The organism is Streptomyces sp. NPDC107765, assembly GCF_055657085.1.
Window position 1 is genome coordinate 185,969 of the sequence record NZ_JBVKBL010000006.1, and the last position, 12,311, is coordinate 198,279.

General features: G+C 72.3%; 12 protein-coding genes. 1 reads left to right on the forward strand and 11 read right to left on the reverse strand.

The window, feature by feature from the left end:
- From ACZ7MX_RS17170 to ACZ7MX_RS17215, 10 genes are all read right to left on the reverse strand, one after another.
- Nucleotides 1–660 (reverse strand): NADPH-dependent FMN reductase, encoded by a 660-nt coding sequence (locus ACZ7MX_RS17170; protein ID WP_472133274.1) that lies wholly within the window; start codon nt 658–660, stop codon nt 1–3.
- A 108-nt stretch (nt 661–768) separates the two neighbouring features.
- Nucleotides 769–1,032, reverse strand: coding sequence for a WhiB family transcriptional regulator (locus tag ACZ7MX_RS17175; protein ID WP_472132853.1), 264 nt, complete (start codon nt 1,030–1,032; stop codon nt 769–771).
- A 146-nt stretch (nt 1,033–1,178) separates the two neighbouring features.
- A complete protein-coding gene (locus ACZ7MX_RS17180; protein WP_472132854.1) occupies nt 1,179–2,273 on the reverse strand; it encodes a prephenate dehydrogenase in 1,095 nt (364 codons plus the stop codon).
- A 92-nt stretch (nt 2,274–2,365) separates the two neighbouring features.
- Nucleotides 2,366–3,310: a DMT family transporter gene (locus tag ACZ7MX_RS17185; protein WP_472132856.1), complete on the reverse strand. Its 945-nt coding sequence runs from the start codon at nt 3,308–3,310 to the stop codon at nt 2,366–2,368.
- Nucleotides 3,307–4,557 (reverse strand): aminotransferase-like domain-containing protein, encoded by a 1,251-nt coding sequence (locus tag ACZ7MX_RS17190; RefSeq protein WP_472133276.1) that lies wholly within the window; start codon nt 4,555–4,557, stop codon nt 3,307–3,309. The genes ACZ7MX_RS17185 and ACZ7MX_RS17190 overlap by 4 nt, the downstream gene beginning before the upstream one ends.
- A 65-nt stretch (nt 4,558–4,622) precedes the next feature.
- Entirely contained in the window at nt 4,623–5,540 is a 918-nt protein-coding gene (locus ACZ7MX_RS17195; protein WP_472132858.1) for a phytanoyl-CoA dioxygenase family protein, read from the reverse strand.
- Nucleotides 5,537–6,748 carry an alpha-hydroxy acid oxidase gene (locus ACZ7MX_RS17200; RefSeq protein ID WP_472132860.1) on the reverse strand — a complete coding sequence of 404 codons (1,212 nt, stop codon included), beginning with the start codon at nt 6,746–6,748 and terminating at the stop codon, nt 5,537–5,539. Before ACZ7MX_RS17200 ends, ACZ7MX_RS17195 begins: the two co-directional genes overlap by 4 nt.
- Entirely contained in the window at nt 6,745–7,884 is a 1,140-nt protein-coding gene (hppD, locus tag ACZ7MX_RS17205) for a 4-hydroxyphenylpyruvate dioxygenase (protein WP_472132862.1), read from the reverse strand. The genes ACZ7MX_RS17200 and hppD overlap by 4 nt, the downstream gene beginning before the upstream one ends.
- A gap of 114 nt (nt 7,885–7,998) precedes the next feature.
- Nucleotides 7,999–8,694 (reverse strand): dihydroxyacetone kinase subunit DhaL, encoded by a 696-nt coding sequence (gene dhaL / locus ACZ7MX_RS17210; RefSeq protein WP_472132864.1) that lies wholly within the window; start codon nt 8,692–8,694, stop codon nt 7,999–8,001.
- Nucleotides 8,695–9,107: 413 nt separating this feature from the next.
- Nucleotides 9,108–9,884 (reverse strand): IclR family transcriptional regulator, encoded by a 777-nt coding sequence (locus ACZ7MX_RS17215; RefSeq protein WP_472132866.1) that lies wholly within the window; start codon nt 9,882–9,884, stop codon nt 9,108–9,110.
- A 58-nt stretch (nt 9,885–9,942) separates the two neighbouring features.
- Here ACZ7MX_RS17215 and dhaM point away from each other — a divergent pair, with 58 nt between their 5' ends.
- Entirely contained in the window at nt 9,943–10,338 is a 396-nt protein-coding gene (gene dhaM, locus ACZ7MX_RS17220) for a dihydroxyacetone kinase phosphoryl donor subunit DhaM (RefSeq protein ID WP_472132868.1), read from the forward strand.
- Between the two features lie 63 nt (nt 10,339–10,401).
- Here dhaM and ACZ7MX_RS17225 read toward each other — a convergent pair whose 3' ends face one another.
- Nucleotides 10,402–12,222 carry a TIGR03767 family metallophosphoesterase gene (locus ACZ7MX_RS17225; RefSeq protein WP_472132870.1) on the reverse strand — a complete coding sequence of 607 codons (1,821 nt, stop codon included), beginning with the start codon at nt 12,220–12,222 and terminating at the stop codon, nt 10,402–10,404.
- Between the last annotated feature and the right edge of the window lie 89 nt (nt 12,223–12,311).

Consider the following 12,311-nt stretch of genomic DNA (forward strand, 5'->3'; position numbering starts at 1 on the left):
TCAGTCCTCGGCGCGCTGGGTGACCGGCGCCCCGGTGCGGTCGCCGAGGAACTCGTACCACCGGCGCTGCAGACAGACGTACCGGGCGTCGGCCTCGACCAGGCTGAGGAAGGCCGTGACGGTCTCGGCCAGCCGCTGCTGCAACCCGGAGTCGGCCAACTGCCCGTCGTCGGTGAAGCCTTGGTGTGCGGCGGCGAGACTGAACATGTCCGGATAGACCCTGGTGCCGAGGTGCTCCAGCGGCACCCGCAGCGCCCACAGCCCCCGGTTGCCGCCGACCAGCGAGGGAGAGGCGGAGACCAGCAGGGCGTGCTTGGTCTTGAACGGCTGCGGCCGGACCCGTGAGACCCAGTCGATCGCGTTCTTCACCACGCCCGGCACGGAGGCGTTGTACTCGGGCGAGGCGATGACGAAGGCGTCGGACCGCTCGATCCGGTCCCGCAGCGCCAGCGCACCGGCCGGCAGTCCCTCCGCCACCTCCAGGTCCCCGTCGTACAGCGGCATGCCGAAGTCCCGCATCCCCGCGAGGTCGACCGTGGCGCCGGCCTCGGTCATCATCCGGGCCACCAGGGCGGCCAGCCGGGCGTTGGCCGACGCGGCCCGCAGCGAAGCACCGAGGACCAGTACGCGCAGCGGACCGGGGTGGGCGTCGGCGGGCAGGGCCATGGTGTTCGTCCTTTCCGCACCCGGGTCGGGTCGCCCGGTGCGGGGGCAGCGTATCCGCGGCACGACCGGAAACCCGGCATCCACCGGGCCCGCCGTGCCACGTCACCGTGACGAGGAGTTGCTGCGGGCCCGCCGGCGGGCCATCCGGCGCCGCTCGGCGCGCCGCTCCTCCTCGTCCATGCCGCCCCAGACGCCGTTGTCCTGTCCGGAGGCGAGGGCCCAGTCCCGGCACTCGGCGATCACCGGGCACTGCCGGCAGACGGCCTTGGCCTCCTGGATCTGCAACAGCGAGGGACCGGTGCTGCCGACCGGGAAGAAGAGTTCCGGGTCCTCGTCCCGACACCGGGCACGATGACGCCAGTCCATGGGAGTACCTCCGTTCCGCGCCACGGGCGCGGTCGATGTCCGCTGCGGGGGCGGGCGGGCCTGGCCGCACACCGGTCGGCAAGTTCCGCACCGGGACGCCCCGTTGTGGTCGGGTGCCCCGTCCCGCCCCGGCAATGCGCCGGAACTCAGCGGACCACCCAGCCCCGGTCGCGCAGCGCCTCGGTGAGCGGGCGCGCCACGTCCGGGGCCACCCACAACTCGACCGCGCCGTCCGTCGCGTCCGGGACCGCCGGGGCATCCGGCAGCACCATGCCTTCGAGGTCCACCCGGGCCTCGGCCACCTCGCCGAGCAGCCGCTCCAGCTGCCGCTGCGGACCACCGACGGTTATCGAGAGCACCCGGTGCCGGCCCGGGCCGGTCGGCCCGTGCGGGGCGGCGATCCGTGCCCGTCCCGCGCTGCCCCGCCGCAGTACCCCGGTCAGTTCCGCCAGGGCGGCGGGGTGCTGTTCCGGAACGTCCTCGGTCAGCCGGGCGAGTGCCCCGGCCGCCGTGGTCAGGTCCCGGCCCAGCTCGGCCAGCAGCGGGCCGAGGGCGGCCGCGTTCGCCGCGAGGATGTCCGTCCACAGTCCGGCGTCGCCGGCCGCGGTCCGGGTGACGTCCCGCATGCCGCGGCCGGCCAGCCGCACCGCGTACTCCTCGCCGTCCACCAGCCGGGCGGCGGTGAGGCTCGCCATCAGGTGCGGCAGATGGGACACCAGCGCCACGGCCCGGTCGTGGTCGGCCGGCGGCAGCAGGACCGGCACCGCACCGCACAACGACACCAGCTCCAGCACCCGGTTCAGCGCGCTCTCCCGGGACTCCGGGGTCGGCGTCAGTATCCAGTGGCGGTCCTGGAAGAGATCGGCGCGGGCCGCCAGCGGACCCGAGCGCTCCCCTCCGGCCATCGGATGCCCGCCGACCAGACCGCTGGTGTCACAGCCGAGGGCCAGGCACTCGGCGTGCACCAGCGCCTTCACGCTCGCCACGTCCGTGTAGACCTGGGCCAGTTCGGCCTTCTGGTGGTCCGCGATGGTCCGGGCGACCTCCGACGGGGGGACCGCGATGACCGCGACGTCCACCGGGCCCGGCGGGGGACCGGGGACGCCCGCCCCGAGCGCGGCGGCGATCCGCACGCTGTCCGGGTCGCGGTCGATCAGATGGGTGGTCACGCCCCGGCCGGTCAGTGCCAGGGCGATGGACGTACCGATGAGACCCGTGCCGACGACGCAAGCGGTATGCAAGAGAACGCTCCTGGGCCGTGAAGGGGGAAGGCGGACGCGTCCGGGCCCGCCCGGCAGGGGAACGGGCGGGCCCGGAGGGTCCTGGGCAGGTACTACCGGTCGGCCGGTGCCTGGGCCGGGGCGGCCTGCTCCGCCGCCTCGGCCGGCCTGCCGAACAACCGCCGCACCAGCGCCGGATTGGTCAGCATCACCGCGTTGCCGATCAGGATCAGGGCGACACCCACCAGGTCCCGCACCGTCCAGTGGAAGCTCTCGAACACCGTGGACAGCAACAGCGCCACGATCGGGAAGAGCACCATGGCGTACGCGGCGCGCTCACCGCCGATCCTGCCGAGCAGCGTGAGGTACGCGCCGAAGCCGACCACGGAGCCGAACACGGCCAGATAGACCAGCGAACCGGTGTACTTCAAAGACGGGTCGAAGGCCGCCCCGTCACCGAAGACCAGCGCGAACGGGGCCGTGAGCAGCGCCCCGTAGGCCATCGCGAAACCGGTGCCCTGCACCACCGGAATGCCCGCTGCCTGGGTCTTGCCGGAGACGACGTTGCCCAGACAGAAGACCAGGGTGCCGAGGGCGGAGAGCAGGATGCCCTGACCCGACCCGGACGACAGCCCGAAGTTCTGGAACTCCGGCCAGAACACGGTGACGATCCCCAGCAGCCCGACCGCCCCGCCGACCAGCATCTTCGCGGTGATCGTCCGCCGGAAGAAGACGCGGGCGAAGACCATGTTCACCAGCAGCGACATCGCGAAGATGATCGAGACGAGGCCGGTGGTCAGATGCTGTTCGGCGAAGTAGAAGCAGACGAAGTTGGTGGAGAACATCAGCCCGCCCATCAGGACGAACTGCCCGTGCACCCGCAGGGGATAGCGCAGCGGCAGCCCCCGCAGCCGGGCCCAGGCGAGCAGGATCACCGCGGCCAGCGCGAACCGGTAGGCGACGGACACCGTGGGGTGCACATCGCCCAGCTGGCCCTTGATGGCCAGCCAGGTCGAGCCCCAGATCAGCACCGTCACCACATAGAGAACGGCGTTCACAGGCAGCTCCGTTCCAGCAGACCCACCAGCCGGCGGGCCCCTTCGGCGACCTGTTGGGGGGTCAGATAGCTGAGCGAGAGCCGGATGTGGCACCGGCCCCCCTCGTCGTCCGGGTAGAAGTAGTTCATCGGTGTCCAGATCACTCCGTGCTCGCGGGCGGACTCTTCCAGCAGCGCATTGTCCGCCGGCACGGGGAGGGTGAGGGTCAGGAAGAACCCTCCGTCCGGCACGTTCCAGCCGATGCCGGCCGCCTCCCGCCGCTCGGGTGGCAGCAGCCGTTCCAGACTCTCCAGCAGAACCGCCAGGTTCTCCTGGTAGAAGTCGGCGGCCGGCTTGTTGGCCTCGCGCAGCCGGAAGTCATGGGTGAGCAGCATCCCCCCGATGACCGCCTGGCTGAGCGCCGGGGTGTTCACCGTCACCATGCCCTTGATCTTGGACAGTTCGTCCGCCAGCAGGGTGCGGCGGCCGTCCGCGGCCTCGACCTCCTGGTCGGCGACGACATAGCCGACCCGGGCCCCCGGGAAGCAGGTCTTGGCGAACGAACCGAGGTAGACCACCCGCCGCCGCTCGTCCAGCGCCTTGAGTGTGGGCAGCCCGCTGCCGGTACGGGTGAAGAACCCGTAGGGGTTGTCCTCCAGGAGGAGCAGGTCCTCCTCCTCGGCCAGCTCCAGCAGCCGCCGGCGGGCCTCGACCGGCATACAGGTCCCGGTCGGATTGGCGAAGTCCGGCACGACGTAGAACGCCCGTGGGCGCTTCCCGGCCGCCCGGAGTTCGGCGACCGTACGGCGCAGCACCTCCGGGTCCGTCCCGCGCGGGCCCTCCGGCACGTGCGCGACGGACAGGTCCAGCAGCCGGGCCGCCCCGGTGATCCCGACGTAGCACGGGGACGGCACCAGCAGCACGTCCGACGGCTCGGCGAACAGCGCCCGCAGGACCAGGAACATGCCCTCCTGGCAGCCGACGGTCACCACCAGCGACTCGGGTGCCGCCTCGATGCCCTCGTCGTTGCGCAGCGCCCGGGCCACCAGTTCGTGGATCTGGCCGTTGGTGCGCCCGTACTGGAACAGCAGCGTGCGGACCTCGTCCGGGGTGCGGCCCAGGTCTTCCACGAGGTGGCGCTGGTAGGCCGCGAGGTACTCACCGATCCGCTCGACCTCGAAGAGCCCTTCGTACGGGCGTCCCGGGCCGAAGGAGATCGCCTCCGGATAGCGGGAGGTGACCTCGTTGAGGAAATTCATCACCTCCATCAGGGGGTCGCCGAGCGAGCCGTGCAGCTCGCCGGCCGGAAGTACGGTGGGGGTGGAGCCGTTGGTCACCGGGGGTCCTCCCAGAGGACGGGGCAGAAGTCCGGGTCGGTGTAGTCGGGGTTGCCGTGCGCGTCCGTGCGCACCAGCACGTCATTGTTGTAGACGACGAGGTCGCCGGAGGACAGCTCGTAGGGCCGCCACTGGTTGGTGCGGTCCTGGAGGTGCAGCGAAATGGCGCGCCGCGGACGGTCGCTGACGTTGTACCCACTGCCGTGGTAGGTGCGGCAGTGGTGGAAACTGATGTGGCCCTTGGGGATGTTCACCGGGACCTTGACCACTTCGGAGTTGTTGAACGCGGCGTTCTCCGCGAGCATGTCCTCCAGCTCCGACCGGTCCCGCTCGGCGAAGTGCCGGCTGGTGGTGTCGTCCCCGCCGGTCTCCTTCCAGCGATGGCTGCCGTCGACCATCGTGATGGTGCCCATCTCCTCGCCACAGTCGTGGAACGGGATGAACGCGGTCAGCATCTCGTCGGAGGAGCAGGTCTGCCAGTAGTGCCGGTCGAAGTGCCAGGGCACGATGTTGCGCTCGTCGTCCGCGCGCTGCGGCTTGTGGATCAGGGTGCTGTTCCACAGGCGTATCTGGCTGGTCTCCGCTATCCGCGCGGCGACCGCGGCGATGAGCGGCTTGGACAGGATGCTCCGGATCGTGTCGTCCTCGTAGAAGATGTAGTCGTTGTGCCGGTGCACATCGCCCTTCTCCGGCTCCCAGTACGCCAGCCGCGGCGGCCGGACCGGGAGGGTCCGGTCCCGGTGGCCGCCGTAGAAGCGGTCGGCCGCGGCATTGAGCGTGTCGACCTCGTCGTCGGTCAGCAGCTTCTTCGACAGATACCAGCCGTGCTCCTGGTAGAACTGCACCTCGTCATCGGTCGGCAGCAGCGCCTCTTCGGCGGCGGTCAGCGGGCGCGGGGCGTCATTGCGAGTCATGCCATATCCCTGTCGTTGGTGAGGAGGGGCTGGGAAAGGGGGCCGGGGGAGAGGTGGGGCAGTCCGGCGGCGGGTGCCGCCGCGGCGGGGGAGAGGTGCAGCAGGTCCGGGGCGATCGCGTCGAGGACGGGGCGGCCGGTCAGGGCCATCGCCTCCTCCAGCTCCGCGCGGAGGGTGGCCAGCACCCGTTCGGCGCCGGCCGCCCCGCCGACGGCCAGGCCCCACAGGACCGGGCGGCCGACCAGCACCGCACGGGCCCCCAGCGCCAGCGCCTTGAGCACGTCCGTGCCGCGCCGGATGCCGCCGTCGACCAGCACCTCACAGGTCTCCGGTACGGCCGCGACGACCTCCGGCAGGGCGTCCAGCGCCGCGATCGCACCGTCGAGCTGCCGGCCGCCGTGGGTGGAGACGATCAGGCCCTCGACGCCCAACTCGGCCGCCCGCCGCGCGTCCTGTCCGGTCAGTACGCCCTTGAGGACCAGCGGCAGGCTGGTCAGTGAGCGCAGCCACGCCAGGTCCTGCCAGGTGAACGCGGCGTCGTGGTGCCGGGCGGCGTGCTCGGCCAGGGTGGAGCTGCCGGCCCGGCTGCCGTGCAGACCACCGGCCTGGCCGTCGTCGAGGTTCACCGGCCGGAGGTGCGGGGGAAGGCTGAAACCGTTGCGCAGGTCGCGCTCCCGGCGCGCCATCCGCGGCGCGTCGACGGTGATCACCAGCGCCCGGTAGCCGGCCGCCTCGGCCCGGCGCACCAGCGACTCGGTCACCGTGCGCTCGCGCAGCACGTACAGCTGCAGCCAGAGCGGTCCGGACGCCGCCCGGGCGGTCTCCTCGATCGTCCGGCTGGCGAAGGTGCTGGTCACGGTGAGCGCGCCGACCGCACCGGCGGCCCGTACGGTCGCCGTCTCGCCCTCCGCGTCGACCAGGCGGTGGTACGCCATCGGCGCGACACCGACGGGGAAGGACACCGGGGAGCCGAGCAGGGTGGTGCCGGTCTCGCAGTGGGAGACGTCGACCAGGGTCCGCGGGCGCAGCCGGTAGCGGTCGTACGCCGCCCGCTCGCCGCGCAGCGTCACCTCGTCCCCGCTGCCGCCGGCGATGAAGTCGTACACCGCCCGGTCCAGCCGGGCGCGGGCCGCCGCTTCGTAGTCCTCCGGCGACAGCAGCACCTCCCCGGCGTCGGCCCCGGATTCCCGGCCGGCCCGCGCGGTCATACGCCGGCCTTCGCGGGCGCGCCGGCGGGGACCGCGTCGCCGCGGGGGTCGTCGGCCTCGTCGGTGCGTGCCCGCTCGCGCTCCACGGCCTCGTACAGCGCCTTGATGTTGCCGCTGCCGAAGGTCCGGGCGTCGAGCCGCTGGATCAGCTCGAAGAACACCGTGCGGCGGGCGTAGGGGGACCGGGTGAAGACCTGGACCAGCTGTCCCCACTCGTCCCGGTCGGCGAGCAGACCGAGGTCCTGGAGCACCGCCGGGTCGATGCCCACCTCGATGCCGCGCTCGGCGAGCGAGGCGTAGTAGCCGGCCGGGGTGGAGAGCAACTCCACGCCCGAGAGCCGGAGTTCACGGGCGGCGTGCACGATGTCGTCGGTGCTGTAGGCGACGTGCTGGACGCCCGGGCCGTTGAACCCGTCGAGGAAGTCGTTGAGCTGTCCGCGGCCGCCGACCGGGTCGGGCTCGACCATGGTGAAGGTGATGCCCCGGGTCTCGTCCTGGACGACCTTGGAGGCCATCGCCTGGCCGCCGACCACGATGTACTCGTCGTAGGTGTGCTTCAGGCCCAGCGCCCGCTGGTAGAAGTCGACCATGGTGTCCAGCGAGCCGGCCCGCAGGCAGAGGGCCAGGTGGTCGACCGAGCGGAGCAGGGCGGGGCCGGACGCCTCGGCAGCCTCCGCCACCGGCCGGTACCGCCCCGGCAGGAAGTGGGCCGTCGCCTCGTCGTCGCCGTCGCGCTGGACGAAGCTGTGGACCAGGTCGTTGGTCGCGGCGACGGTGGCGCGGACCACCCGCACCCCGTCGTCCTCGAACGTCTCCGGCCCGGCCACCGGCTCGGCCCCGGCGGCCAGCGCCTGCTCGAAGTCCGCGACGGCATCCGTGGACCGCAGGGCCACGTCCCGTACGCCGTCGCCGTGCCGGTGGACGAAGCGGGCGGCCCGGTGGTCCGCGTGCAGGGCGGAGGTCAGCACCAGGCGGACGCCGCCGTGCGCCAGGACCAGCGACCGGGCGCCGGCGAGACCGGTGAGCGGCCCCGCCTCGGCCACCACCCGGAAGCCGTAGGTCCCGCAGTAGTAGTGGGAAGCCTGATTGACGTCCCCCACATAGAACTCAACGTGGTCGATGGAGTGGGCGGTCACAGTTGATCCAATCTGTTGCTCGGGAGGTGGGGAGCAGCCGCAGCCGGCGCACCGCGGCTCGGCGCGGCGCCGGAAGCGTGCGGCGACGGAGCAGGGGGCAAGGGGGGAGCGGCGCTACCGGAGGGGACCGGAGGCCTCGGCAAGTGAGCGGAAGATGGCGGCGGTTGAGGTGGCGCCGGGGTCCTGGTGGCCGATGCTGCGCAGCCCCAGGTACGCCGCCCGGCCCTTCCGGGCCTGCAGCGGAACGGTCTCCCGCATCCCGGCCTCGGCGGCCTCGGCCGCGGCGTGCGCCGCCGTGCCGAAGGCGGCGCCGGACTCCGCGGCGGCCCGGAAGGCGCCGACCGCGGGGGCGTATGCGTCGATCATGGTCTTGTCGCCGGGCACGGCCGCACCCAGCTGCTGGATCTTCGCCAGCGCCGCGGTGAGCCCGGCCGCGAACCGCCGGGCGTCGACCTCGGGGGAGGAGCCGAGCGCCTCGCCGAGGGCCCGGAACGCGCCGCCGAACAGCGGTCCGGACGCGCCACCGACGACCGAGACCAGGCAGTTCCCGGCCCGGAGGAGGATCTCGCCGGGTGCGTCGGTGCCGTCCGGCGCCGCGAGGGGTGCGGACGGCACGGGCCCGGAGCGGGCCAGGCCGGCCTGTACCGCGGTGAACCCCCGGGCCATGTTCGCCCCGTGGTCACCGTCGCCGATGGCGGAGTCCAGACGGGTGAGCAGGTCCCGGTCCCGGTGCATCGCCGAGGCGACGTGCTGCATCCAGCCGAGGGCGAGCGCCGAGTCCACCGCTACTCCTCCGGTTCTGCCGATCATCCTGCACCGGCGGGGTCGTACCGTCCGGCTCGTCGGGTGGTCGCCCGCAGGAGCGTCCGGGCCGCCCGGCCACCGCGGCGGAGTCCTCGTCGACGCGCGGAACCCCGGCCACGGCACCGGCGTCACCGGCCCGGACCGACTTAAGTTGTCGCTCTTCTCCGCAGGCTTCCGCATGGCAGGCGCTCCTTCGTTCCCCCGGTGCCCGCGACCTTGAGGGCGAGTCGGATAACTAACGCTTTACCGAAAGCTGTTCGGCATTGCCGAATGGCCATAGGAAGCAAAACGCAGCGACCCCGGCCCCGTCAAGGGCTTGGGCGCATTGGCAACGCAGGCAACACAATCGCCGGGCAACCGGCCCCTGAGCACTGCGGGTTGATGAACCCGTGATGAAGTCGCGGGGTCCGCGGCGCCCGTCAACCGGCGGCGCGCAGCCCGGCGTTGCGCGGCGCTCCGAGATCACGCGACAGGCTTCGGGCCACCTCGCGGACCGCGATCGCACACTCCTGGCGAACGGTTTCGGCCAACAATCGCTCGACCGGTCCCACCAGCCCGAGCGCGCCCACCACCTCGCCGCTGCGGTCGAACACCGGCGCCGCGATCCCGGCGTCGCCGAGCGTCAACTCGCCTTCTTCCAGCGCGTATCCGGTCTCCCGGGCCCGGTCCAGCTGGGTCGCCAGCCGGTCCGGATCGTCGATGCTGGCCCCGGTGACCCGGGCCAGCTCGCCCGCGAGCAGCTCGCCGCGCCGCTCGGCCGGCAGGAACGCGGCGATCGCCTTCCCGATCGCGCAGGCGTTCCAGGGCAGGCTGGCCCCGGTCTCCAGCACCTGCACCGACCCGCCGGGCCGGAACGCATGGTGGATGACCAGAACCTGACTACCCGTCAAAATGCCTACCCAGACGGCCGCGCCGGCCTGGTTGGCCAGCAGGTCCGCCCAGGTCACGGCGCGGGTGCGGAGCTCGTGCGAGTCCAGATAGGCATTGCCGAGGGTCACCAGGCCGGGGCCCAGCCGGTACTTCCCGGTCTCCCGGTCCTGGACGACCATGCCCTCCGACTCCAGGGTGCGCAGCAGGGCGTGGACGGTCGGCTTGGCCACCCCGATGCGGTCGGCCAGCTCGGTGACGCCCAGGCGCGGCGTCGCCGTGGCGAGCTCCCGGAGCACGTGGATCGCCCTGTGCACAGCCTGGACCATCGATCAACTCCCTGTTCGGTATTGCTGAACGGCGTTCCGCTCCGTAGAGTCCTCGTTCATGACACCGCTGGTTGGCATCGTACTTGTGTCGCACCGTGCGGAGATCGCCTTCGGCGTACGGACCCTCATCGAGCAGATGGCCGGCCCCGGAGTCGTCGTCGCCCCGGCCGGCGGTACCGATGACGGCCGGACGGGCACGAGTTACCCCCGCATCCTGCGCGCGCTGCGCACCGCCGCCACCCGCGAAGCAGGAGCGGTGGTCCTCCCCGACCTGGGCAGCTCGGTCCTCGCCACCCGCCTCGTCCTGACCGATCACCCCGGCATCCACGCCGTCCTAGCCGACGCCCCCTTCCTCGAAGGGGCCGTGGCGGCCGCCGTCACCGCGGCCGGTGGCGCCGCCCTCCCCACCGTCCTCAAAGCGGCCGAAGAAGCCCGCCACACCTCCAAGTTCTGACCGGATCCGACTGCCCTGCCGCACTCCCGGTGCTATGTCTGACCGGATCCGAGCGGTCGCGGCTCACCCCCGGAAGCTGCGGACCAGGAGTTCGGTGTTGCGGTCCGCCGGCCGGCCCGCCATCTCCTCGTGCACCCCGCCCGCCATCCCGTCGGCCAGCCCCGGGGCGTTGTACGACAGCTCGCGGTACAGGGACGCGAGGCCGACCGCGGAGAGATCGCCGAGGTCGGTCCGGTGCGGTGCCGCGGACTCGATCAGGGTGGTGAACAGCGACACCGTGCCGTCGTGGTTGTCGACCAGCTCCAGCAGCCGGGCGTGCTGCGGATAGTCCACGTGTGAGGCGGTGTTGACCTCCCAGAAGGACCGGGCCGGCGTCGGGTGGGGGTGCGGGGTGATGCGGTTGACGTGGCTGTGCCCGTTGATCCACGCCACCACGTTCGGGAACCGGTTCAGCAGCGCGATGAGCTCGGCGCCGTCGTGCCGCGGCGCGTCCGTACGGGCCGCGTCCGGGCGCCGGGTCATGCTCGGACTGTGGTGGTGGCTGAAAACCAGAACGTGGGCGTCCGTCGCGCCCGGATTATGCACCGGACGGCCGTCCGCATCGAAGTAACGGGAACTGTGCGCCGCCAACGTCCGCGCCAGCCAACCGAGTTGCTCGCTGTCCAGGGACCCTTCGAAGTGGCCGCTGCGATACGTCGTGTCGAGGCTGATGCCGAGCACGTTCTCCGCGACCGGGAACGTGTAGTACATGCGCTCGCCGTCGAGATGGTTCTCGGTGTAGCCGTGCCCGGCCGGCCCCGCCCCGGCGTGGGCCGGATCCAGGTGCGCGCGCAGATACGCCTGCGGGGTCACCATCCGTCGCCGCTCATCGGCGACCACACTCCGGGCCCCGGCGGAATTGCGCTGCAGAATCTCCTTCAGCACCACGCTCTTGGGATCGTCACCGGTGTTGAGCACCCGGGCCAGTGCGGCCACATCGGCGTCCGGGACGGAGAAGATTTTGCGGGCCCCGGTGACGTAGTCACACAGCCAGGGATCGGCCGGATTCAGGCATCCGCCCGGCAGGTCGTCGTGGTTGCCCGGCGTCGAATACCAGGGAATGCGCAGCCCGGGGCTGGTCACCGGACGGATCGCGGCGTCGAGGAATCCGGGGATCTCCGGAAGCCCGCGCCGCTTGTCCTGGTCGCGCAGGCCGGCGTCCGGATGCCAGTAGAGCGGAAGCCCGGAATTCTGGACGCCCTCGTACGACGCCGGGGCTCCGGTATTCGGCGTGATGCGGCCCCCGCTCATCAGCGTGAGGAACCACTCCAGCTCCACCATCTCGTGATTGTCGATGTTGTCGCCGGTGGACATCGCGAAGGCCGGCGCCCGCCCGGTGTGCGGCCCGCCGCGGATCGCATTGACCTGTTCCACCAGCGACACCGCACCGGCCACCGACAGCGCCTCCTGCACCCGCCAGGACCCCGGCGACCCGGCGCGCAGGAATTCGGTCCGCAGCGGGCTCTGGACATCGGCCACATGCAGATCGGTGAGCTGGACGAAACAGGCCAGCGGGGTCCCCCGGTCCCGCCGTCGGGGCCCGGCCGCGGCCAGCTCGTCCCGTACGACCAGGGGCCAGCCGGGCCCGGAGGCCATGCGCCGGTAGCCGCTCGTGCCGGTGAGCCGGGCGGTGGTCTCCAGGGTCGTGACGCCGTACGGCGCCGGACGCCCGGAGGCGGGCCGGGCCGGCGACGGCACCGGGCCGGTCCGCGCGGGGCGGGGGTCGGCGGCGGCGCTGCTGCGGCGCTGGCCGGGCAGTGCCCAGGCGGCGCCGGCGCCGGCGACCGCGGCACCGGAGGAGAGAAGGAATCGACGACGGTCGGTGGGGGTGTGCAAACCGGCCATGGGGCCCTCCGTAGACGGCGGCCGGAATGGCGGGCCACCGTGGTGTCACCAAACGGAACATCTCGTTCCGAAGAGTGCGCGGGATGCGT